Source organism: Nocardiopsis sp. KDC1DS13DA1, assembly GCF_055632325.1.
In genome coordinates this window covers 164,362-186,865 of record NZ_JBVMUY010000003.1, presented here as the reverse complement: position 1 = coordinate 186,865, position 22,504 = coordinate 164,362, and the positions used below count along the sequence as shown (strand labels likewise).

Sequence of the window (22,504 nt, the reverse complement as noted above, 5' to 3'; positions counted from 1 at the left end):
CCGCCAAGAAGGAGGCCCTGGAGGCCGTCGGCGTCAAGGTCGGCAAGACCCCCAGTGCAACCGCCGCGCTCGTCCGTGGCCTCCTGACCGGTACCGCACGCGGAGAGGAGGAGGGCGCCCCCTCCCGCTCGGGGGCGGCCGCGATCTCATGACGGTGATGCTCAAGCCCGGCACCGACTGGGCGGACCTGTACACGCGCTGCCGCGAGCTCGCCCCGGAGGCGTTCGGCGCCGACCGGACGCACCACCACTGGGGCGGGCGGTGGCGGGACGACGGCACGCCCCGGGCGGCCTACTCCCCGGTGGACGGACGCGGGATCGCCGGTCCGCCCATGCTGGACGGCCCGACCGCGGCCCGCGCGGTCAGCGGGGCCGCCGCCGACCACGCCCGGTGGAGCCTCCTCCCCCTGGCCGAGCGCCGCGCGCGGGTCCGCGCGGCGGTGGGCGCCTGGTCCCGGCACCGCGACACGCTCGCGCTCGCCCTGGTGTGGGAGATCGGCAAACCCTGGCGGCTGGCCCGGCAGGACGTCGACCGGGCGATCTCGGGTGTCGGGTGGTACCTGGACGGCGTGGACGCCATGCTCGACGGCCGTCTGCCCCTGGACGGCCCGGTCAGCAACATCGCGAGCTGGAACTACCCGATGAGCGTGCTGGCACACGCGATGTGCGTCCAGGCGCTCGCGGGCAACGCGGTCATCGCCAAGACCCCGACCGACGGCGGTCTGGTCTGCCTCACCCTGGCCGTGGCGCTGGCGGTGCGCGAGGGGCTGCCGTTCACCCTGGTCAGCGGAGGCGGCCGGGAACTGTCCCCGGCCCTGGTGCGGGGGGCGCAGATCGGCTGCGTGTCCTTCGTGGGCGGCCGGGACGCGGGGGGACGCGTGGCGGCCGACCTCGCCGACCTGGGGCGCCCGCACGTTCTGGAACAGGAGGGACTGAACTGCTGGGGTGTGTGGGAGTACGGGGACTGGGAGACCCTCACGGGGCAGATCCGCGCGACCTTCGACTACGCCAAACAGCGCTGTACCGCCTATCCCCGGTTCGTGGTGCAGCGGTCCCGGTTCGACGCGTTCCTCGGCGCCTACCTGGCGGCGGTGGAAGGCGTGCGGTTCGGTCACCCGCTGGCCGTCGGGGAGCCCGACGACGATCCGCCCGAACTGGACTTCGGGCCGGTGATCAACGCGGCCAAGGCCAAGGACCTGAGGGAGCGGGTGGCCGAGGCGGTCGCGGGCGGAGCGGTGCCGCTGTACCGGGGCGAGCTGTCCGACGCCCTCCTCGTCCCGGGACAGGACACCGACGCCTACGTGGCGCCCGTGGCGCTGCTGGAGCCGCCGCGCTCCTCGCCGCTGTTCCACGCCGAGCCGTTCGGTCCGGTCGACACGGTCGTGCTCGTGGACACCGAGGCCGAACTGCTGGCCGCGATGAACGCCAGCAACGGGGCGCTCGTGGCCACAGTGTCCTGCGACGACCCGGACACGGCGGCACGGCTGGCGGCCGGGGTGCGGGCGTTCAAGGTCGGCGTCAACCGGCCGCGCTCACGCGGGGACCGCGACGAGCTGTTCGGCGGCTGGGGCGACTCGTGGCGGGGCGCCTTCGTCGGCGGCGAACTCCTCGTGCACGCGGTGACCCGTGGACCCGCGGGGGAGCGGTTGCCCGGCAACTTCCCCCACTACACGCTGCGCCCGGAGGGACGGGTGTAGACGGGCGGGTGTGCACCGGCACCGGGCGCGCCCGGGGAGCCCCGAGTGGTTTCCCGGGCGTTTCTTGTGCTTTTGTGGACTTGAGTCCATTTCGCACTGTTATGGGGCGAATAAGGGGCGAATGAGTCATGGTTCTCCGTTGCGGAGCGCGATCAGAACTGACCGGAACCGGTCATCGTGTATCCCTTTCTCCACGGTTCCTGCGTGTGGTAAAGAGGCCGGTTTTCGCGCGCGGGAGTGCCCGTTTTTCCGGCATGCATGCGTTCGCCCCCTGTCGTTTTCCCCATCTTCGCGTGTGTCTGTAAGGAGTCCTTCCAATCCGCTCCGTATTCAGGATGTTGTTCTCTTCGGGGGGATTGGCTTACGTTTGCCCCTGTTCATCACCCCAGTGAACACATCGGCGTTCGACCGGCCCCCGGACCTGTCGAACTGTCCACCCCCACGGGTGCCAGGGACCCCCACTGCCTAGTAACCCTCCTGAAAGGGCAGAACCTTGCACAGATCCCCTCTCGGCCGTGCGCTCGGGACCACCACCCTCGCCTTCGGCCTCGTCGTCACGGGCACCGGCCTCGCCTCGGCCGAGTCCGAGACCGGCGGCCTCGCTCCGGAGCAGATGGCCGCCATGCAGAGCACCTTCGGCCTGACCGAGGCCGGGGTCACCGACCTCCTCGACGCCCAGGAGGAGGCCGCCGAGACGGAGGCCGAACTCCGTGCGGAGCTCGGCGAGGACTTCGGCGGCGCGGTCTTCGACGTCCGGACCCAGGACCTCACCGTCCAGGTCACGGAGCGCTCCGCGTTCGGCGCCGTCCGCAGCTCCGGAGCCGTCCCCGAGTTCGTCGAGTACGGCGAGGCCGAACTCGGCTCCGTCGTCGAGGCCCTGGACGCGGCCGCCGACGGAGCCCCCGCCACCGTCCACGGCTGGTACGCCGACCCCGGGCGGGACGCCGTCGTCATCGAGGCGGCCCCGGGACAGCGGTCGGCGGCCGAGGAGTTCGCCGCCGACGCGGGTGTGGCCGCCGACGCCGTCACCTTCGAGGAGAGCGCCCAGGCGCCCCGGACCTACGCCGAGATCGTCGGCGGCAACCCCTACTACTTCCAGGACGGGGGCAGCTGGTACGTCTGCTCGGTCGGTTTCGGTGTCGTGGGCGGCTACGCCACCGCGGGCCACTGCGGGGACGAGGGCAGCGACACCTGGCTCGACGTGCCCGGCACGGAGCAGATCGGCACGGTCGCCGGATCGGTCTTCCCGCGCAGCGACATGGCCTGGGTGGAGATCACCAGCCCCGACGTCGTCCCGACCGCCGAGGTCAACGACTACCAGGGCGGTTCGGTGACCGTCACCGGCTCCGCCGAGGCCCCCGTCGGCGCGACGGTGTGCCGCTCCGGCCGGACCACCGGCTGGCAGTGCGGTGTCATCGAGGCCAAGGACCAGACCGTCCGCTACCCCCGCGGCCAGCACGTGCACGGTCTGACCCGTACCACCGCCTGCGCCGAGGGCGGCGACTCCGGCGGCTCCTGGCTCGCGGGTACCGAGGCGCAGGGCGTGACCTCCGGCGGCTCCGGTGACTGCACCTCCGGCGGGACCACCTACTTCCAGCCGCTCAACCCGATCCTGGAGCAGTGGAACCTGACCCTGCTCACGGGCTGACCCACCCCCTGACGCGGGCACCGGCCTCCCTGGCGGGCCGGTGCCCGTTCCCGTGCTCCGGGACCCGAACCGGTCAGCCGGTCGCGCCGGTCAGCTCGGCGCGCAGGGTGCGGCAGCCCTCGACGTAGGCCGCCAGGTGCCCGGCCGCGAAGGCGTCCGCGTCCCAGTCCTGCGGGGACGCGCCGGCGGCCCCCTCGGCCGCGTACGCCCAGCCGGTGCGGCCGTCGGCCAGCTCCAGCGGGCGCACCTCGTACCACGCGTCCTCGTAGGTGTCGATGATCCGCCGCTCGGACTCCGACAGACCGGACAGGATCCGTCCGGAGGCGGTTCCGGACCCCGGGACCAGCACCGGGTAGGGGCGTCCGGGCAGCGCGGCGACCCGCCAACCGGGAGCGGCCGCGGGTGCGGAGTCGGGAACCCGGCCGAGGAGGGCGTCCAGGATCTCCGGGAACAGGAGCGTGCCGTAGACGAACAGCGGCTGGCGGTGCTCGGGGAGTCGGTGCATGGTCGAGATCCTAGGACCGGTGTCGGGGCCGGCCGGCGCGGGGGGCTTGGGCGCGCCGACCGGACCCGCGTCTACCGGTCCGGGGCGCGGAGGTCTCCCGTGGCCGCCGAAGGCGGGGTCAGCGCCTTCTCCAGGAGAATCCGGTGTCGCCCGGCGTAGACGTTCATGGAGGTGCCGCGGAGGAACCCGACGAGGGTCATCCCCGCCTCCGCGGCCAGATCGACGGCCAGGGACGAGGGCGCCGAGACGGCGGCCAGGGCCGGGACACCGGCCATCCACGCCTTCTGCACCAGCTCGAACGAGGCGCGTCCCGACACCATCAGCACCGTCTCGCGCAGCGGCAGCCGGTCCGCGTTCAGCGCCCACCCGACCAGCTTGTCCACCGCGTTGTGGCGGCCCACGTCCTCGCGCGCGGCGAGCAGCTCGCCGTCGGCGGTGAACAGCCCGGCGGCGTGCAGGCCGCCGGTGCGGTCGAACACCCGCTGGGCCGCGCGCAGCCGGTCGGGGAGCAGCGCCAGGGTGTCCACACCCACGCGCAGCGCGTCCCCGGACACCGGCCACCGCGCCTTCGTGCGTACGGCGTCCAGGCTCGCCTTCCCGCACAACCCGCAGGAGGACGTCGTGTAGAAGTTGCGCTCCAGGGAGGTGTCCGGGCGGGGTACCCCGGGCGCCAGGGACACGTCGAGCACGTTGTAGGTGTTCGAGCCGTCCTCGGTGGCCCCCGCGCAGTACCGGATCGCGCTCAGCTCCCCCCTGGCGCCGACCACGCCCTCGCTGACCAGGAACCCGGCCGCCAGGTCGAAGTCGTGCCCCGGGGTGCGCATGGTGACGCTCAGCGGGGCGCCGTCCAGCCTGATCTCCAGGGGCTCCTCCGCGACGAGCGTGTCCACCCGTTCGCTGACGGCGCCGTCCCTGATCCGCAGGACCTTCTCCCTGACCGTGACCCGTCCCATCCGCCTCACCGCCTCCGCTGGCCGTGTCGTATCCGGTTCGTCCGGGGCCGTCCCCGGGCCCGCTCAGCCGCCGCCGCGCCGCTGGACGTGCTGGAAGCCGAACCTGCCCTTCACACACAGGTTTCCATGGGTCACCGGGTTGTCGTGCGGGGAGGTGACCTTGACGATCTCGTTCTCCTGGACGTGCAGCGTCACGTTGCAGCCGACACCACAGTAGGTGCACACCGTGGTCGTCCGGGTCTGCTCCTCCTCCTTCCAGGTCCCCGCCCGCCGCATCTCGTACTCGGTGGTGAACGACAGCGCGCCGGTCGGGCAGACCTCGATGCAGTTCCCGCAGTACACGCAGGCCGAGTCGGGCAGCGCGACGTCGTGTTCGGTGGAGATCCGGGCGTCGAACCCGCGTCCGGCCACCCCGATGGCGAAGGTGTTCTGCCACTGGTCGCCGCACGCGTCCACGCACTTGTAGCACATGATGCACTTGGCGTAGTCGCGCACGTAGAGGTCGTTGTCCACCTTGGCGGGCTGTTCGACCGTCTCCGCCGCGCGGCCGTCCATGGTCTCGTGCTCGCCCGCCCGGCGGGCGTCGCGCTCGCCCAGGGCGGCGGGTTCGGCCCGCGGACCGAACCGTCCGGGGTCGGCCCCGTACCGCTCCGTCCACTCGGGCACCCCCGGTGTGGTGGACAGGTCGACGGAGGAGCCCAGCAGCTCCAACACCATGCGGCGGCTGTGCCGGACCCGCTCGGAGTCGGTGCGCACCCGCATGCCGGGCTCCAGCTTCCGTGAACAGGCGGGGGCCAGCGTGCGGGCGCCCTCCACCTCCACCACGCACACCCGGCAGGCGTTCCTGGGCGTGAGGGTGTCGCCGTAGCAGAGGGTCGGGACCTCGGTGCCCGCCGCCTCGCACGCCTCCAGCGCGGTGGTGCCCTCCGGGACGCGGACCTCCTCGCCGTCGATGGTCGCGTCGATCAGCCGCCGGGGCGGGGACAGGGGTACGGGGACGGTCATCGGTCCTCCTCCTTGGTCGCCGCCCGCGTGCCCGGGGCGGCGGTGGGGTGGGTGTCGTCGGGAGCGGGGCCGGCGGTGCCGGAACCGGTGGCGTCGGAGAACAGGCCGAGCCGGTCGATCGCCGACTCCACCGCGTTCCACGCGGTCTGGCCGAGCCCGCAGATCGAGGCGTCGCGCATGGCCTGACCGACCTCGCGGAGCAGGGCCACCTCGGCGGCGGGGTCGCGGCCGCGGCCGATCCGCAGCAGTGACTCCTCCTGGCGGACCGTCCCCACGCGGCAGGGGACGCACTGTCCGCAGGACTCGTCGCGGAAGAAGGCGGCCATCCGCGCGAGCAGCCGGACCAGGTCGGAGGTGTCGTCCAGGACCAGGACCACCCCGGATCCCAGGGTCGCGCCCGCCTCCCGGGTGCCCTCGAAGGTGAGGGGGATGCCCGTCTCGTCGCCGCGCACGAACACCCCGGCCGCGCCGCCGAGCAGGACCGCCCTGACCGAGCGCCCGGGCGGCGGACCGCCCGCCGCCCCGACCAGGTCGCCCAGGGTCGCGCCGAAGGGCAGCTCGTACAGTCCCGGGCGGCGGACCGCGCCCGACAGGCAGAACAGCTTGGTGCCGGTGGAGCCGCCGGTGCCCACGGACGCGTAGGCCGGTCCGCCGTCGAGCAGGATCGGCAGCACGTTGACCAGGGTCTCGACGTTGTTCACCGCGGTCGGCTTGCCGAACAGGCCCTTCTCCACGGGGAAGGGCGGCTTGGTCCGGGGCTCCCCGCGCAGGCCCTCGATGGAGCCGAAGATCGCGGTCTCCTCGCCGCAGACGTAGGCGCCCGCGCCGCGCCGGATCTCGATGTCGAAGGAGAACCCCGACCCCAGCACGTCCGGGCCGAGCAGTCCGCGCTCCCGCGCCCGGGCGATCGCGTTCTCCAGGTGCCGCAGCGCGCGGGGGTACTCGCCGCGGATGTACAGGTAGCCGTGGTGGGCGCCGATCGCGTACCCGGCGATCGTCATCGCCTCCACGACCGCGAAGGGGTCGCCCTCCATCAGGACGCGGTCCTTGAAGGTGCCGGGCTCGCTCTCGTCGGCGTTGCACACCAGGTAGTGCGGGCCGTCCGGCTGCTCGGCCGTGGCCCGCCACTTGCGGCCGGTGGGGAAGGCGGCGCCGCCCCGGCCGACCAGGCCGGAGTCGGTCACCTCGCGGATCACCCCGGCCGGGCCGAGCCGCAGCGCCCGGCGCAGCGCCGCGTAGCCGCCCTCGGTGCGGTAGCCGTCGAGGCTGAGCGGGTCGGCCACGCCGATCCGCCGCAGCAGGACGTGGTCGGGGGAGCCCGCGTCGGGCACGGCCGCGGCGGGGTCGGGCTCGGAGGCGGTCCCGGGCAGGAGGGCGGAGCCGAAGGTGCCCCGTCCGTCGTCTCCCGGGGGCCCGCCGTCCGCGCCGGTCGGCGACCCGTCGGCGGGGGAGCCCTGCGCCAGCGTGGCCAGGGCGCCGGCCGTCGCGGGGGCGGCCACGGCGTACCGGGGCGGGTCTCCCGCCTCCAGGGCCAGCGCGGCGGGCGCCCGCTCGCACATCCCCAGGCAGGGGCTCTCGTGCCAGGACACCGTGCCGTCGTGGCCGCCGGGCGGTCCGAGGCGGGCGGCGAGCCCGTCGCGCAGTCCGGACGAGCCCGCCGCCGCGCAGGCGATGTCCGTGCACAGGTGCACGACCCGGCGCGGCCGCTCCCGCAGAGCGAACATCGCGTAGAAGGAGGCGACGGCGTAGGCCTCCGCCGGGGGCACGGTCAGGCGGCGGCACACGTGGTCGAGGGCGGCCCGGCTGATCCAGCCGACCCGGTCGTTGACCGCGTGCAGGGCGGGGAGCAGCAGGTCGCGCCGGTCCCGGGCGGCGTGGCCGCCCCGTGCGTACCGGAGGTCGGCGTCCCGGCGGGCGCCGCCGTCCCACCCGGACTCGGGCGGGCCCAGCACGCTGTCGACGGCCTCGCGTTCGGCGGTGGTGGGTGCCTCGTCCAGGAATCGCAGGTCCACGGTCACCTCATTACGTGGGTCGGACGAATCGTGGGATTCTGTATACAGAGGACGGTATGGGGTATCTGGTCCGGTTGACAACCCTCCCGGGCGGGATCGTCGCGGTCGGATCCGCGTGCCTCAGCCGACGGCGGTCGCCCGGGTCCGCGCCGCCCCCTCCGGGACCCGGTCGATCCGGACCGCGGCCGCCTTGTACTCGGCCGTCCCGGCGATCGGGTCGGTGGCGTCGATGGTCAGCAGCTGGGTGTCCACCTGGTCGGGGAAGTGGAAGGTCATGAACACCAGCCCCGGACGCATGGACGGGGTGATCGAGACCGGTACCAGCACCGATCCCCTCCGGGAGGACACGCGCACCGGTTCACCGTCGGCGACGCCGAGCTTGGCGGCGTCCTCCGGGGACAGGTCCAGCAGTTCGCCGCGGCGCATGGGTGAGGAGAAGCCCGAGGTCTGCACGCCGGTGTTGTAGTCGTCCAGCCTGCGGCCGGTCGTCAGCCGGAACGGGTAGTCCTCGTCCAGCAGGTCCACCGGCGGCGCGTGGCCCACGATCCCGAAGGGCGCGGGCTCGCCGCGCTCGGCGGGGTCCTGTGACCACAGGCGCGAGTGCAGGTAGGTCGGCTCCAGGCCGTCCTCGGAGTAGCACGGCCACTGGATGCCGTGCAGTTCCTCCAACCGCGCGTAGCTCATCCCGCGGTGCATCGGCGAGAGCGAGCGGACCTCGTCCCAGATCTCCTCCGCCGTGGGGCGCTCCCAGGAGTGGCCCAGGCGGGTGGCCAGGTCGCACATGATCTCGATGTCGTCGCGGGCGCCCTCGGGCGGGTCCAGGGCCCTGCGGACCAGTTGGACGCGGCGCTCGCTGTTGGTGAAGGTCCCGTCCGACTCGCACCAGGACGCGCTCGCGGGCAGGACCACGTCGGCGAGCTCCGCGGTCCTGGTGAGGAAGATGTCCTGGACCACCAGGTGGTCCAGGGACCGCAGCCTGCGGGTGGTCCTGTGCGTCTCCGGCTCGGACTGGACGGGGTTCTCCCCGATGACGTAGAGCGTTCTCAGTCCTCCCCCGTCCATCGCCTCGAACATCTGGGTCAGCGTCCTGCCCCTGCGCCCCTGGACCGGTCGGCCCCACACGGCCTCGAAGTTCGCGCGGACCTTCGGGTCCAGGATGTCCTGGAAGCCCGCGAGGCGGTCGGGGATGGCCCCCATGTCACCGCCGCCCTGCACGTTGTTCTGGCCGCGCAGGGGGTTGAGGCCGGAGCCGTGGCGGCCCACGTGCCCCGTGAGCAGGGACAGGTTGATCAGCGCGCGGACGTTGTCGGTGGCGTTGTGGTGCTCGGTGATGCCGAGCGTCCAGCACAGCTGGGCGCGTTCGGCCCGGGCGTAGGCGTGCGCGAGTTCGCGGATCGCCTCGGCGGGGACGCCGGTCTCGGCCTCGGCCGCGGTGAGCGTCCACGGCTCGACCAGGGCGCGGTACTCCTCCAGGCCGGTGGTGGCGCGCCGGACGAAGGTGTCGTTGGCCAGCCCCGAGTGGAGGATCTCCCGGCCCATCGCGTGCGCCAGGGGGATGTCCGTGCCGACGTCGAGGCCGAGCCAGCGGTCGGCCCACTCGGCGGTCGGCGTACGCCGGGGGTCCACGACGAACAGCTGCGCGCCGCGCCGTACCCCCTTGAGTACGTGCTGGAAGAAGATGGGATGGGCGAAGCGCGGGTTGCCGCCCCAGATGACGATGAGGTCGGTGTCCTCGATCTCCGTGTAGGAGGAGGTGCCCCCGCCCGAACCGAAGGCCGCAGCCAGTCCGGCGACGCTGGGCGCGTGGCAGGTGCGGTTGCACGAGTCGACGTTGTTGGTGCCCACGACCACACGGGTGAACTTCTGTGCCATGAAGTTCATCTCGTTGGTCGCCCGGGCGCAGGAGAGCATGCCGAAGGAGTCGGGGCCGTGCTCTTCCACTCCGCGACCGAACCCGGAGGCCGCGCGGTCGAGGGCCTCCTCCCAGGAGGCCGGGCGGAGTTCGCCGCCGTCGCGGACGAGTGGTCGGGTGAGCCGGTCGTGGGGGGCCGGGGTGGCGTCGGATCGCATGTGGCCTCGCTTGGTCGTGGCCGGATTCGCTTCTTCGTGCCGTGCCGGGCGTGTCTCGGGTGCCGCCCGGAAGGTTTTGGATACTGCATACAGTATTGGCTTGCAGGGGGCGGCGGTCAAGGGCGTGCCTCAGGCGGGAGTGGACGCCGGGTCCGACGGTCCGCGGTCCGCCGCGTCGAGCACCCGAGCGTTGAGCAGCCCGGCCACGGCGTCGACGGTGCGGAGCGCGGGAGCGGGGGTGCCCGTCAGGTCGGCCAGCTCCACGACGGCGGAGAGGATGACGTCCAGCTCCATGGGGCGGCCCCGCTCCAGGTCGTGCAGGGTCGAGGTGCGGTGGTCCCCGGCCCGTTCGGCTCCGGCCAGGCGGCGCTCGACGGACACGTCCGTGCGTACGCCCAGCCGGGCGGCGACCTCCAGGGTCTCGGCCATCATGGTGCGCGCCAGGTCGCGGGTCGACCGGTTCCGGCAGATCTGGACCATGGTGGAGCGGGTGAGGGCGCTGAGCGGGTTGAAGACGATGTTGCCCATGAGTTTGACCCAGATGTCCTCGCGCAGGTCGGGTTCGATCGGGCACTTGAGGCCGCCCGCGTGCATCGCCGCCTGGAGCTCGCGGCAGCGCCGGGAGTCGGAGCCGTCCGGCTCGCCGATGGAGAACCGGGTTCCCTCCATGTGCCGGATCACCCCCGGACCGGCGATCTCGGTGGCCGCGTAGACCACGCATCCCACGGCCCGTTCGACGGGGATGACGCGGCTGACGGCGCCCCCGGGGTCGACGCTCTCGATCCTCCGGCCTGCCAGCGGCCCCCCGACGCCGTGGAAGTACCACCACGGGATGCCGTTCTGGGCGGCGACGACGGCGGTGGAGGGGCCCAGCAGGGGGCGCAGCAGCGGCCCGCACCCGGCGTAGTGCTGGGCCTTCAGCCCGAGGATGACGGTGTCGACCGGACCGATCTCGGCCGGGTCGTCGGTGGCGTGGGGGTGCGCGGTGAAGTCGCCGCGCGGACTGAGGACCCGGACGCCCCGTTCGCGCATGGCCCGCAGGTGCTGGCCCCTGGCGACGAGGTGGACGTCGGCGCCGCCCCGGTGCAGGGCCGCCCCCGCGTAGGCGCCGATCGCTCCGGCGCCCAGTACGGCGATTCGCATGGGACACTCCTTCCATTTCACATACTGTATACAGTATGCTTCACTGCATCGTTCCTCCAGTCGGCAGGGGAGAGAAGGAATGCCGGACCCGAGTGCCTCGGAAACTTCTTCGCTTCTTCGCCGGGATCCGCCTCCCCGGCCGGACGCGCGGCCGCACCGTGTCCTGATGCCCTGGGCGGCGGCACGGGAGTCGGCGCGGGCGACCGGTGCCGAGGGTGAACCGACCATGGTCGAGGAGCGACTCGCGGCGGCGCTCGGTGCCACCCTCGGCGCCGACCTGGTCTCGGCGGCCGACGTTCCCGCGTCGGACTGCGCGGCGATGGACGGCTACGCGGTGTCGGGTGAGGGCCCGTGGGCCGTCCTGGGCAGGTCGTTCGCCGGGCGCCCGGGGGCCGTCGCCCGCCTGCGCGAGGGGGAGGCGGTGGAGATCGCCACGGGCGCCGTCGTTCCGGAGGGCACCACCGCCGTGCTCCCCCACGAGCGGGCCACGGTCTCCTCCGGCACCGTCCACGGGACCGTCCCGTCGGGGCGGCACATCCGTCGGCGCGGCGAGACCACCCCCGCCGGGGAGCACGTGGCACCGCGCGGCGCCTGTGTCACCCCGGCCCTGCTGGGGCTGGCCGCGAGCCTGGGGAGGGACGCGCTGACCGTGGTCCGTCCCGTCGTCCGCGTCCTGGTCACCGGGGACGAGGTGGTGGCCTCGGGCACGCCGCCTCCGGGCGCGGTCCGTGACGCCATCGGGCCGCTGCTGCCCGGCCTCGTCGCCTGGGCGGGCGGCCGGTGCGCCCCCGCCGTGCGGCTGGCCGACGGCGGGCCCGGCCTGGCCGACGCCCTCGGGGAGGCGGGTTCCGGAGACGTCGTGGCGGTCTGCGGATCGTCGTCGGTCGGGCCCGCCGACCACCTGCGCGCCGTGCTGGCCGGGCTCGGCGCGCGAACCGTCGTCGACGGTGTGGCCTGCCGTCCCGGCCACCCGCAGTTGCTGTCGGTGCTGCCCTCGGGAACCGTCGTCGTGGGGCTGCCGGGCAACCCCGGCGCCGCGCTGGTCGCCGCGCTCACGCTCCTGGTCCCGGTGATCGGTGGCCGTGCCGGACGCCGCGACCCCGTGCGCACCGGACGCCGGGTCCGGCTGGGCGGGAGGACCCGGCCGCATCCCGACGACACCCGGGTGGTCCCCGTGCGGGTCAGCCGCGACCTGGCCGTGGAGCTTCCCTGCCGGGGGTCCGCCGACCTGGGCGCGGTCGCCGGCGCGGACGCCCTCGCGGTCGTCCCGCCGAGCCGCGTGCCGGGGCGGACACCCGACCGCGTGGAGTTGCTGGAGGTGCCTGGGTGACCGAGACCCCGATCACTCTTCGTACACTGTCTACAAAGAACACGTCCAGGAGATCGGGAGCCACTCCATGTCCCCGCAGGGGTTGAGCGCCGCAGCAGGGCGCGTCCAGAGACCGGTGCCACTGCGCGAGTCCGTCTACGAGGCCATCCTCGACCTCATCACCACACGTGAGCTCTCACCCGGCCAGCACCTGGTCGAGACCGAGCTGGCCAAGCACCTGGGGGTCTCGCGGCAGCCGGTCCGCGAGGCCATGCAGCGGCTCAGCAACGAGGGCTGGGTCGACCTGCGCCCCGGCTACGGAGCGTTCGTGCACACGCCCACCGAGAGCGAGGCCGACCAGCTGCTCGCCGTCCGCGCCCTGCTGGAGACCGAGTCGGCCCGTCTGGCCGCCGGGAACGCCACGCCCGAGGAGGTCGGCCGCCTGCGTCACCTCGTCTCGGTGGGACGCGAGGCGACCGGGTACGCCGACGTCGACGCGCTCGTCCAGGCCAACGCCGACTTCCACCGCGCCGTCACCGAGGCGTCGGGCAACCAGGTGCTCTCGGAACTGGTCGCCCAGGTCGACCGGCGGGTCCGCTGGTACTACGCGCCGGTCGCCCGGATCCGCGGTCTGGCCTCCTGGGACGAGCACTCCGGTCTGGTCGACGCCATCGAGGCGGGGAACGCGGACGAGGCCCTGCGGATCATGGGCGAGCACACCGAGCGCACCAGGCGCACGTACCACGAGGAGGTCGACGGCGTCTCCGCGGAGGAGCCGGATCAACAGCGCTGAAACGCTAGGAACCGTGCTGACGCGGGCATGATGAAGGCGTAGCGGGGTTCGGTGGTGAGCGAGATGTCCAAGCCAGAGCCCGGGACGCCACCCGGCCCGCCGGGGCCGTCCGGCACGTCGGAGCACATCGGTGCCGAGGGTGACACGGCGGCGGTGATCGACGAGACCGGTGCGGTCCTCGGCTGGACCCGCGGTGCGCAGGACCTGCTCGGGTATCCGGCCGCCGAGGTGGTCGGCCGGTCCGCGGTCTGCCTGCTCCCGGGGGCGCAGGACCCGGACCCGGCCCGTACGGCGAGGATCGCCGACCGGTGCCGTTCGGGCAGCGGTTGGCGGGGCAGGGTCGCGCTCCGCCACCGGAGCGGTCGGCCGGTCGAGGTCGACCTGCGGGTCTCGGCCGTCTTCGTCCTGGACGGGCGGCGGTGCTTCCTGGCCTCCGGACAGGAGCACGCCCCGGGATGGACGGTCGGCCAGTCCGTGCTGGACGGCTTCCTCACCCGCTCGCCGATCGGCATGGCCGTGCTCGACCGGGAACTGCGCTTCGTCTGGGTGAACGACACCCTGGAGCGGTTCGGCGGGGTGCCCAGGGACCAGCGTCTGGGCCGACGGTTGGGAGAGATCCTCCCCGGCCTGCGGGCCGAGGCGCTGGAGACCCTCATGCGGGACGTGCTGGAGACCGGCGCTCCCGTGATCGACCACGAGTACCAGGGTTGGAGCTGGGCGGACCCGTACCGCCCGCACGCCTACTCCAGTTCGTTCTTCCCCCTGGTCGACGCGGAGGGCGCCGTCACCGGTGTGTGCTACATGGTGATGGACGTCACCGAGCGGTGGAACGCCCAGCACCGCCTGCGCCTGCTCAACGAGGCCGGCACACGGATCGGCAGCACCCTGGACGTGTCCCTGACGGCCCAGGAACTCGCCGACTTCGCGGTGCCGCGCTTCGCCGACTTCGTCATCGTCGACCTTCTGGAGTCGGTCCTCGGAGTCGAGGAACCGCCGCCCTGGCCGCCCGGCACCAGACCGGTGCTGCGCAGGGCGGGGCTGAGTTCGATCCGGGAGGGGTGCCCGGAGGCGGTCGCCAGGCGCGGGGACCGGGTGGACTTCGTGCCGCCGCCGCACGACGCCCGCTACCTGGTCGAGGGCGACGCCGTCCTCATCCCGGTCCTGGACCCCGACGACGACCGCTGGGCGGTGGAGCAGCCGGCGCGGGTGGAGAGCATGCGCAGGTTCGGCCTGCACTCCCTCATCTCCATCCCCATGCGGGCCCGCAACACCGTGCTGGGGCTGGCCACCTTCGTCAGGTCGAAGAACCTGACGCCCTTCGAGCCCGACGACCTCATGCTGGCCAAGGAGCTGGTGAGCCGGGCGGCCGTGTGCGTGGACAACGCCCGCCGCTACTCGCGCGAACACGCCATCGCCCTGGCACTCCAGCGGACCCTGCTTCCGCACGCGCTCGCCACGGGGACCGTGCTGGAGACGGCGTCCGCGTACCTGCCCTCGGACGTCAAGGACGGGGTGGGCGGCGACTGGTTCGACGCCGTTCCCCTGTCCGGGGCCAGGGTGGCGCTGGTCGTGGGTGACGTGGTCGGACACGGACTCAACGCCGCGGCGACGATGGGCCGTCTGCGCACCGCCGTGCGCACGCTCGCGGACATGGACCTGCCCCCCGACGAGCTGCTGGCCCATCTCGACGACCTGGTGATCACCCTGGTCGACGAGAACCCGGAGGACGAGTCGACGGCCACCGCCATGACGGGCGCCACCTGTCTGTACGCGGTCTTCGACCCCGTCACCCAGCGATGCGCGATGGCGCGTGCCGGGCACCCGCCGCCGGTGGTGGTCCGACCCGACGGGAGTGTGTACGTCCCCCACCTGCCCGCCGGGCCGCCCCTGGGCCTGGGCGGACTGCCCTTCGAGGCGGCCGAGGTGGAGTTGCCGGAGGGCAGTCTGCTCGCCCTCTACACCGACGGCCTCATCCGGTTCGACGGCCGGGACCCCGAGTCCGGCATGTCCCGCCTCGGGCGCGCCCTGGCCCGTCCGGGGGTCCCGCTCGACGAACTCTGCCAGAGCACGGTCCGGCGGTTACTGCCGGGGCCCCACACCGACGACGCCGCGCTGCTGCTCACCCGGACGCACGCCCTGAGGGCGGACCAGATCGCCTCGTGGGACGTGCCCTCCGACCCGGCCGCGGTGGCGGACGTCCGTTCCCGCGCCTCCCGGCAACTGCACACGTGGGGGCTGGACGAGCTGGCGATGACGACCGAGCTCGTCGTCAGCGAGTTGGTCACCAACGCCATCCGCTACGCGACGGGCCCGATCCGCCTGCGGCTGCTGCGGCAGACCGGGCTGATCTGCGAGGTCTTCGACACCAGCAACACGTCCCCCCGGCTGCGGCACGCCCGCACCATGGACGAGGGCGGGCGCGGCCTCTTCCTGGTCGCCCAGCTCACGCACCGGTGGGGCACGCGGTACACCGGGGACGGGAAGATCATCTGGGCCGAGCAGCCCCTCCCCGCCGCCGGGGGCCGGGAGTAGGACGGACACCGCCCCCCGGGGCGCTCAGGCCCGGATGACGCGGTACCGGCTGCCGTCGTCCTCCCGTTCGAGGTACCCCTCCTCGACCAGGTAGCGGCGCATCGCGGACGGGTCGTCGAAGCAGGTGAGGATGGCGGTGTTCACCTGCTTCTCCGTGTACTCCAGCTCGGGGGCGAAGAGCCGGTCGGCGACCTGGCGCAGCGCCGCCTGGCGCAGGTCCGACCGTAGCGGGAGCCGGTCCAGACGGCCCTGCCGGAACAGGGCGTCGACCGGGTCGGACACCGCGGGCCGCTGGCCCTCCACGGCCTCCCGGAACACGTCCGGGGCGGCCGTGATCCGCTGGTCCGCCTCGCGCACGAGCCCGTCACGCAGCAGGCGCGCCAGGCGTTTGGCCGTCCTCGGTCCGCCGGACCGGACCTCGTCCGAGGGGAGCCCGTCGGTCCCCGCGCACACCACCCGGGCGTACAGGGCGAGCCGGTCGGCGTCCGCGAGGGAGGAGGCGAGCTGGGTCGGGTGCGGCACGGGGCCCTCCTGGGATCGGTGGCTGTTCCGCCACGTGATCCTAGGAGGTGCCCCCGCCGACTGGCCAGGGGTTTGCCGGGTCAGAGCGCGGCGAGGATGCGTTCCACGACCCGGGCCACCCCGTCCTCCTGGTGGGAGGGGGCCACACCCAGCCCCAGCACGGGATCGAACAGGTCCGGGTGTCCGTTGGCCATCGCGTAGCCGTGCCCCGCCCAGGTGAGCGCGGACAGGTCGTTGGGCATGTCGCCGAAGTAGGCGACCTCGTCCGCGCCCACCCCCCACGACGCGCACAGCTCGGCGAGGGCGTTGCCCTTGGTCACGCCCGGGGCGCTCATCTCCAGCAACCGGCTGCCGCCCGAGTAGGTGACCTCCGCGAGCCCCCCGACCGCGGTCTGGGCCTCGACGCGCATGTCGTGCAGGGGCGTCCGCGCCGCCCGCGCCAGCAGCTTGGCGATCGGCGCGGCCCGCTCCAACAGCTCCCCGACACCGTCGACCTCGGTGCTCCAGGGGGCCTGGGCCGCCCACTCCGACAGCTCGAAGGCCGGTTCGTACACGAGCCCGTCCCCGGTCTCCACGGCGAAGCCGAGATCGGGCACGGCGGCCAGCAGCTTCTCGACCACGGTCCCCGAGGTGTCCTGGCCCAGGGCGCGCACCAGGGGGGCGGACCGGTCGTGCAGGTGGGTGAAGGCGCCGTTGGCGCACACCACGGCGGCACACGGCAGCCGGTCGGCGATCATCCAGGTGGCCGCGGGGGGACGGGCGGTCACGACGACCACCCGCAGCCCCGCGGCGTCGGCGGCGGACAGGGCGTCGATGGTGCGGGGGGAGAGGGAGCCGTCGAATCGGAGGAGGGTGCCGTCGAGATCGGTCGCGATGACCCGGGGAGAGACCATGCCGTGGATTATCCCCGTCTCCTGTGACCGTTTCGAGTCGTTTCGGCGGGGGTGAGGGGCAGCGGCGCGCGGACGGTCGCGGGAACGCGTTCGATCACTCCGCCCCGGAACACGTCGTACAGGTCGAGGGTCTCCAGGTGCACGTACCCGATGTGGCAGTCGCAGGTGCCCTTCGGGCAGGGGGCGGGACCGAGCCGGGCCGCGAACGAGCCGTCGTAGAGGTTGCCCATCGGTGCGTCCACGAAGTGGCACCGGCGCACGTTCCCCTCCCCGTCCACGGACAGCACACTGTCACCGGTACGGCACGGGAGCCCGAGACTGACGTGGGGTGTGCGGCTGTAGTGGAAGTGCGGATCGATCTCCTGCCACGCGGCGGCCTCGGCGTCGGTGTAGCCGCGCCCCTCGGCCGCGTTCACCCACAGGTACACGTGCCCGGGGAGCTCGGCGCGCATCCGCCGGGCCGCCGCCAGGTGCTCGGGCTCACCGACCACGCCCACGCTGAACCGCACGCCGAGTTCGACCAGGCGGTGCGCCTTGGCCGCGAACCGCTCGTGCGTCACCTGCCCCGGGTGGTAGGTGGTCCACAGGGCGGCGGTGCCCAGGTCGCAGTCGGCCAGCCACTCGACCCGGCCGCTCGCGTTGGTCTGGATCGCCACCCGCTCCACGTGCGGCAGGTGGCTCAGCCGTCGGATGGCCGCGCGGTACCAGGACCGCACCAGCCCCTCACCCCACGGCGTGAACAGGACCCGGATCCGTGTTCCCGGATGCGCGGCGTCGTCCGCCACCCAGTCCGCGAACCGTTCGAGGGCGGCCCGGTCCGCGCGCAGCGCCTCCGGAGTGTCGCGCCGCTTGGCGAAGGGGCAGTAGGGACAGTCGTAGTCGCAGCTGGCCAGCGGGCCGCGGTACAGGAGGGTCAGGTGCGGGGGCGGTGCGGCGGTCCCGGAGCCGTGTGCGCTCACCGGGGTCACCGGGCCTCGTAGTCGGCCATCAGGGCCGCGACGGAGGCGGAGAAGAACAGGGGGCCGATCGCGTCGGAGTGGGCGATCCCCTCCTCGGACAGGCGGACGCGGTCCGCCCCCGGCCCCGAGGCCAGCCAGCCCCGGGCGCCGAGCACGGCGAACTCGGCGGGGAAGTCCGCCTCGGGGCGGGAGCCGAACCGGGCGGTGTAGGCGGCGGCGTCCATCCCCTCCACCCGCGGCAGGGACTGGAGCAGGTGGCGGCGGCGCCGCTCGTCCCCGCCCAGACGGAAGCCCACCTCGGCGTGCGCGAACCCGGCGGTGTCGCGCTCGACGTAGTCGGCGATGATCGACCGCACCTGTCCGATCCCCACCGCGTAGTCGAACGAGTAGTGGGTCGAGGAGGTGTAGGACCGGGCACCGCAGCCCAGCCCCACCATGCCGTCGGTCTGGCAGCAGTAGTCCGGCCCCGTGGCCTCGGGGGCGTCCGCGCGGCGGAACATCCGCATGGACACCTGCTCGTAGCCCCGCTCGCGCAGGTGGTCGCGGCCCTGCCGGTAGAGCGCCAGCCGGTGGTCGTCCCACGCGCGGGCGCGGCGGCCCAGCCCGGTCAGCGGCCGGACGTAGAGCGGGTAGAGGTAGACCTCCTCCGGCTCCCACTCCAGGGCGGTGTCCAGCGAGTACTCCCACGTCCGGGAGGTCTGGCGGTCGATGCCGTAGATGAGGTCCACGTTCAGGCCGGCCGTGGTGGCCGCCCGGATCGCGCGCAGCGCCCGGTCCACCTCGGCGCGCCTCTGCGGACGCCCCGCGGCGTGCGCCTCGGAGTCGACGAAGCTCTGCACCCCCATGCTGATCCGGGTCGCGCCACGCTCGGCGAGCACCGCCAGCCGGTCGGGGGTCGCGGTGGCGGGGGACGTCTCCACGGACACCGGGAGGGCGGACAGGTCCACCCCGAGGGCGCGTTCGGTGAGGTCGTAGACGCGGGTGAGCTCCTCCGCGGTCAGGTAGGTGGGGGTGCCGCCGCCCAGCGCCGCCCGGGCGAAGGAGGCGCCCTCCGGCAGCGCGGCGGCGACCGCGTCGGCCTGCCGTTCCAGGGCCTCCAGGTAGGCGGTGACCTGCTCGGCCGGGGGAGTCGAGCGGGTGAACAGGTTGCAGAACCCGCACCGCATCTCGCAGAAGGGGATGTGCGCGTACAGGGACAGGGCGCGCACGTCCTCGCCGCGCCACAGGTCGGCCAGGAGCGGCCGCTTCCGGAAGGGGCGGTACGCGCTCTTGTGCGGGTAGGCGTACACGTACGACTGGTAGGGGGAGTCCGCGCGCACCGGCTCGGGACGCGGGGTGAGGGAGAGGGTCACGGGTGCGCCTCCTCGGCGTCGACGGTGGTGCCCCGGGGCAGGACGGCGTGGGCGTAGGGGACGGTCCAGACGGTCTCGTGGCCGAGCCGGTGGCCGGTGTAGCCGTCCTCGCCGTAGGCCGTGCCGTGGTCGGAGCACACGATGGCGAAGCAGGGGCGGCGGGCGGTCATCGCCGCGACCAGCGGCGGGAGGTGGCGGTCGACGTACTCCAGGGCGGCGGCGTGGCTCTCCCGGGTGTCACCGTCCTCCGGGGTGGCCCCGGGCAGGTGGAACCAGTTGGGCTGGTGCAGCGCGGCCACGTTGAGCAGGAGGAACAGCGGTTGGGCGGCGGGGCGCCCGGCCGCGGTCCGGACCGCCCGGTCCACCTGGTTCTCGAAGGAGCGGGGGTCGGCGACGCCGAACGACTCCTCCCAGTGGCTCTCCGCGAACAGGTCGGGCAGGACCGACCCCAGCGCCGAGCGGCGGTTGAAGAACCCCGTGCCCCCGATGCACGCCGTGTGGTACCCCGCCTCGGCCAGGCCGCTCGCCAGGTCGGGGGTGTCGAAGGTCCAGGTGCGCGGCGCGGTGGTGGCGCTGCCGGGGAAGGCGGCGGCGAACAGGCGCGGGTGCGGTCCCGGGGCGGCCGGGGTGGGCAGGAATCCGGCGAGCATCGCCAGGTGGGAGGCGTAGGTGAAGCTCGCGGGGGCGTGTCGGCGCTCCCACCGCCCGCCCGGCAGCAGACGCGACAGGTGGGGTGTGCGGCCCGCCTCGGCCAGTTCGGCGGCCACGTCGTGGCGCAGGGTGTCGAGGGTGAGCAGGAGGATGTCGTGCGTGCCCACGACGGCGTTCATGTCCGGGATGCCGGACGGTGTGCTGCTGGTGGTGTTCATGGGGCTTTCGGGGATGTCTCGTCTCGGTGGGCGGCGGACACGGGGTCGGGGACGGGGAACCGGCCGGTGTCCAGGGCGTGCAACTGCTCGCCGTAGGTGTCGCGGCCCTCGTGCAGGACCCCGGGGATGAGGTCGCCGAAGGCGTTGACCTCGCAGACCGTGAACGCGCGCCATCCCGGGGAGACGAGCAGGTCCACCCCGGTGTGCAGGGTACGCGGGAAGGCCGCGGCGGCCCGCTCGGCGGTGGCCGTGGCCGCGCCCCACGCGCCCGGACCGACCGCCTCCCGGAGCGCGTCCAGGTCGCCCCGGGCGTTGCCGAGGTGGAGGTTGGTCATCGGCGAGGTGGACGAGCGCACCACGACGTGGGTGGCCCGACCCGCGACCACCACCACGCGCAGGTCGATGGTGCGCCCCGCGAACCCGGCCTTGGGCACCCAGCGCTCCACGTGCAGGCCGTCGGGGGCGAGGGCGTCCACGACCGCGGCCACCTCCGCCTCCGCGGTGTACGTGCGCAGCCGGAGGCTGTTGAACAGCGCGACCGAACCGTTCTCCGCCCGTTCCAGGTGGGCCGAGGTCACCGCGCGGATCCGGCCGCCGGGTGCGGTGGCCAGGGCGATCACACCGGAGGCGGATGAGCCGTGCCGGGGCTTGACGAACACGCGGTGCCAGCCCGCGTCGGCCATGGCCGCGCGCAGCGACGCGTAGCCGGTGACCGCTCCCGGGAGCGCGGGCGCCACCGGGACACCGTGCCGGTCGAGGCGGGCGTGACAGCGCCGCTTGTCGGACATGACCACCAGGTCCTCGGGCTCCTGCACCAGGTGGGCGCCCGGAGTGTCGGCCACGGCCGCCGCCAGGCGGTCGAGCGCGGCGCGGAACCCCGCGTGGTGGTCGGCGGTGCCCTCGGCACGGTGGGGGTCGGGGTCGCGGGTCCAGCCGCGCAGGAGCCGCTCGGTCGCCGCGTCGCCGCCGGGGGAGTCCACCCGGACCAGGGCGTTCCCGGGCAGGGTGACCGGCCCCGAGGCGAGGTCGCGCCAGGGGACGACCACGGGTGCGGGCAGGCCGGCGGCGCGGGCCGCGGTGAGGAACAGGTCGAGGCGGCGGTTGCCGGGGACTCCGACCACGACGAGCGGACGGTCGTGGAGGCTCACTCGGCGACCGCCGTGTAGTAGTAGACCTCGGTGTCCTCGCCGTCCTCGTCGTCGTACACGTCCGGCTGCCGGGGGCCGGAGAGGTCGGTCTCGACGTCCGCGTCGGTGAGGGCGGCGCGCACGCGCTCGGTGTTGTCCTGCGACAGGTAGTGGTGGTGCAGGTCGAGGCGGTTCAGGTTCCGGAACGCGGGGGCGTCCAGGAGGGCGTCGACGTCCTCGTCGCGCAGGGTGCCCAGGGACAGGTCCAGGGTGTCCAGGCGTGCGGTGACGGGTGCGTCGGCGAGAGCGCGTACCCAGTCGCCGGTGCGGTCGGAGTTGCGCAGGCCCAGGTGGCGTAGGCGGGGGAACGCCTCGCCGGACAGGAGCGGGGCCAGATCGTCGGTGGTGGTCCCGCCTCCGTACTCCTCGTCCCCCAGCCACAGTTCGAGGTGTTCCAGTTCGGGGAGGGAGGAGGCGCACACATCCCGGATCACCTCGGGGCGCAGGCCGCCGCTCTGCACGGTGAGTCGGCGCAGGCGTGTGTGTTCACCGATCCGCAGTTCCAGGTCGCCGCTGCCGCCGCGCACGGTGAACTCGGTGAGCTGGGGGAGGGCGGCCAGGAGCGGGGCCAGGTCGCAGTGGTGGATCCAGGAGATCTCGTTCTCCTCCCGCACGATCTCCCCGAAGAACAGGGCGCGCAGGTCGGTCAGCTTCGGTGCGAGCGCGATCAGGCGGTCGCGGACCTCCTCCGAACGGAATCCGAAGTCGTCGCCGGGAATGTTGCCGACGACGAGCGCGCGTACCGCGGACAGGTCCACCTCCTCGGCGAACCGCTCCAGGTAGCCCGACAGGTCTTCGACGGGCTCCGGACGGATGAGGCGGCCGTCCCGGGAGCTGGAGTACGGCAGCTCCGTCCTCAGACGCCACGCCACCGAGCCGGCGTCGGCGAGGGCGGCCGCCAGTGCGGCGTGCGGCGGGTACGGGTCCGGGACGGGGGTTCCGTCGCGGACCATGCGCTGGTACTCGCGGTCCACGGTGTCCCAACCGGGGAACTCCACGACGGGCAGCCCGGAGAATTCGGTGATGTGGTGGATGTTGGGCATGGGACGGCTCCGG

18 protein-coding genes and 1 pseudogene are annotated in these 22,504 nt (G+C 73.7%); 6 read left to right on the top strand and 13 right to left on the bottom strand.

Annotated features, from left to right (window positions below; genetic code table 11):
• From ACTVAJ_RS01830 to ACTVAJ_RS01820, 3 genes and pseudogenes are all read left to right on the top strand, one after another.
• Nucleotides 1–152: pseudogene (locus ACTVAJ_RS01830) on the top strand (succinate--CoA ligase subunit alpha); the annotation flags it as partial.
• A complete protein-coding gene (locus ACTVAJ_RS01825) occupies nt 149–1,696 on the top strand; it encodes an aldehyde dehydrogenase family protein (RefSeq protein WP_470386237.1) in 1,548 nt (515 codons plus the stop codon). The pseudogene ACTVAJ_RS01830 and the gene ACTVAJ_RS01825, both read left to right, overlap by 4 nt.
• A gap of 493 nt (nt 1,697–2,189) precedes the next feature.
• Nucleotides 2,190–3,344 carry a S1 family peptidase gene (locus ACTVAJ_RS01820; RefSeq protein WP_470386236.1) on the top strand — a complete coding sequence of 385 codons (1,155 nt, stop codon included), beginning with the start codon at nt 2,190–2,192 and terminating at the stop codon, nt 3,342–3,344.
• A 73-nt stretch (nt 3,345–3,417) separates the two neighbouring features.
• Here the strand turns inward: ACTVAJ_RS01820 and ACTVAJ_RS01815 are convergent, their stop codons facing one another.
• The 6 genes from ACTVAJ_RS01815 to ACTVAJ_RS01790 all read right to left on the bottom strand — a co-directional run bounded on the left by ACTVAJ_RS01815 (nt 3,418) and on the right by ACTVAJ_RS01790 (nt 11,032).
• Nucleotides 3,418–3,849, bottom strand: coding sequence for a gamma-glutamylcyclotransferase family protein (locus ACTVAJ_RS01815; RefSeq protein ID WP_470386235.1), 432 nt, complete (start codon nt 3,847–3,849; stop codon nt 3,418–3,420).
• A 71-nt stretch (nt 3,850–3,920) separates the two neighbouring features.
• The gene (fdhD, locus tag ACTVAJ_RS01810; RefSeq protein WP_470386234.1) at nt 3,921–4,802 is read right to left on the bottom strand and encodes a formate dehydrogenase accessory sulfurtransferase FdhD; all 882 of its coding nucleotides are present in this window, start codon (nt 4,800–4,802) and stop codon (nt 3,921–3,923) included.
• A gap of 63 nt (nt 4,803–4,865) precedes the next feature.
• The gene (locus ACTVAJ_RS01805) at nt 4,866–5,807 is read right to left on the bottom strand and encodes a 2Fe-2S iron-sulfur cluster-binding protein (RefSeq protein WP_470386233.1); all 942 of its coding nucleotides are present in this window, start codon (nt 5,805–5,807) and stop codon (nt 4,866–4,868) included.
• Nucleotides 5,804–7,819, bottom strand: a complete 2,016-nt coding sequence (locus ACTVAJ_RS01800; RefSeq protein ID WP_470386232.1) for an NAD(P)H-dependent oxidoreductase subunit E — start codon at nt 7,817–7,819, stop codon at nt 5,804–5,806. The genes ACTVAJ_RS01805 and ACTVAJ_RS01800 overlap by 4 nt, the downstream gene beginning before the upstream one ends.
• A gap of 120 nt (nt 7,820–7,939) precedes the next feature.
• Complete coding sequence (locus tag ACTVAJ_RS01795; protein WP_470386231.1) at nt 7,940–9,889, bottom strand: molybdopterin oxidoreductase family protein; 1,950 nt, start codon at nt 9,887–9,889, stop codon at nt 7,940–7,942.
• A 129-nt stretch (nt 9,890–10,018) separates the two neighbouring features.
• Complete coding sequence (locus tag ACTVAJ_RS01790; protein ID WP_470386230.1) at nt 10,019–11,032, bottom strand: 2-dehydropantoate 2-reductase; 1,014 nt, start codon at nt 11,030–11,032, stop codon at nt 10,019–10,021.
• A gap of 166 nt (nt 11,033–11,198) precedes the next feature.
• Between ACTVAJ_RS01790 and ACTVAJ_RS01785 the strand changes: the two genes are divergently transcribed.
• The 3 genes from ACTVAJ_RS01785 to ACTVAJ_RS01775 all read left to right on the top strand — a co-directional run bounded on the left by ACTVAJ_RS01785 (nt 11,199) and on the right by ACTVAJ_RS01775 (nt 15,666).
• Nucleotides 11,199–12,362, top strand: a complete 1,164-nt coding sequence (locus tag ACTVAJ_RS01785; protein ID WP_470386229.1) for a molybdopterin molybdotransferase MoeA — start codon at nt 11,199–11,201, stop codon at nt 12,360–12,362.
• Nucleotides 12,363–12,429: 67 nt separating this feature from the next.
• The gene (locus tag ACTVAJ_RS01780; RefSeq protein WP_470386228.1) at nt 12,430–13,134 is read left to right on the top strand and encodes a GntR family transcriptional regulator; all 705 of its coding nucleotides are present in this window, start codon (nt 12,430–12,432) and stop codon (nt 13,132–13,134) included.
• Nucleotides 13,135–13,197: 63 nt separating this feature from the next.
• Nucleotides 13,198–15,666: a SpoIIE family protein phosphatase gene (locus tag ACTVAJ_RS01775; RefSeq protein ID WP_470386227.1), complete on the top strand. Its 2,469-nt coding sequence runs from the start codon at nt 13,198–13,200 to the stop codon at nt 15,664–15,666.
• A gap of 24 nt (nt 15,667–15,690) precedes the next feature.
• Here ACTVAJ_RS01775 and ACTVAJ_RS01770 read toward each other — a convergent pair whose 3' ends face one another.
• The 7 genes from ACTVAJ_RS01770 to ACTVAJ_RS01740 all read right to left on the bottom strand — a co-directional run bounded on the left by ACTVAJ_RS01770 (nt 15,691) and on the right by ACTVAJ_RS01740 (nt 22,491).
• On the bottom strand, nt 15,691–16,188 hold the full coding sequence (locus tag ACTVAJ_RS01770; RefSeq protein WP_470386226.1) for a DUF2087 domain-containing protein: 498 nt from the start codon (nt 16,186–16,188) through the stop codon (nt 15,691–15,693).
• Between the two features lie 80 nt (nt 16,189–16,268).
• Complete coding sequence (locus tag ACTVAJ_RS01765; protein WP_470386225.1) at nt 16,269–17,081, bottom strand: HAD family hydrolase; 813 nt, start codon at nt 17,079–17,081, stop codon at nt 16,269–16,271.
• A gap of 8 nt (nt 17,082–17,089) precedes the next feature.
• Nucleotides 17,090–18,049, bottom strand: a complete 960-nt coding sequence (locus tag ACTVAJ_RS01760) for an STM4011 family radical SAM protein (RefSeq protein WP_470386224.1) — start codon at nt 18,047–18,049, stop codon at nt 17,090–17,092.
• Nucleotides 18,046–19,392, bottom strand: coding sequence for an STM4012 family radical SAM protein (locus ACTVAJ_RS01755; RefSeq protein WP_470386223.1), 1,347 nt, complete (start codon nt 19,390–19,392; stop codon nt 18,046–18,048). Before ACTVAJ_RS01755 ends, ACTVAJ_RS01760 begins: the two co-directional genes overlap by 4 nt.
• Nucleotides 19,389–20,261, bottom strand: a complete 873-nt coding sequence (locus ACTVAJ_RS01750; protein WP_470386222.1) for an STM4013/SEN3800 family hydrolase — start codon at nt 20,259–20,261, stop codon at nt 19,389–19,391. The genes ACTVAJ_RS01755 and ACTVAJ_RS01750 overlap by 4 nt, the downstream gene beginning before the upstream one ends.
• Complete coding sequence (locus ACTVAJ_RS01745; protein ID WP_470386221.1) at nt 20,258–21,409, bottom strand: STM4014 family protein; 1,152 nt, start codon at nt 21,407–21,409, stop codon at nt 20,258–20,260. Before ACTVAJ_RS01745 ends, ACTVAJ_RS01750 begins: the two co-directional genes overlap by 4 nt.
• Complete coding sequence (locus ACTVAJ_RS01740; RefSeq protein ID WP_470386220.1) at nt 21,406–22,491, bottom strand: STM4015 family protein; 1,086 nt, start codon at nt 22,489–22,491, stop codon at nt 21,406–21,408. The genes ACTVAJ_RS01745 and ACTVAJ_RS01740 overlap by 4 nt, the downstream gene beginning before the upstream one ends.
• Between the last annotated feature and the right edge of the window lie 13 nt (nt 22,492–22,504).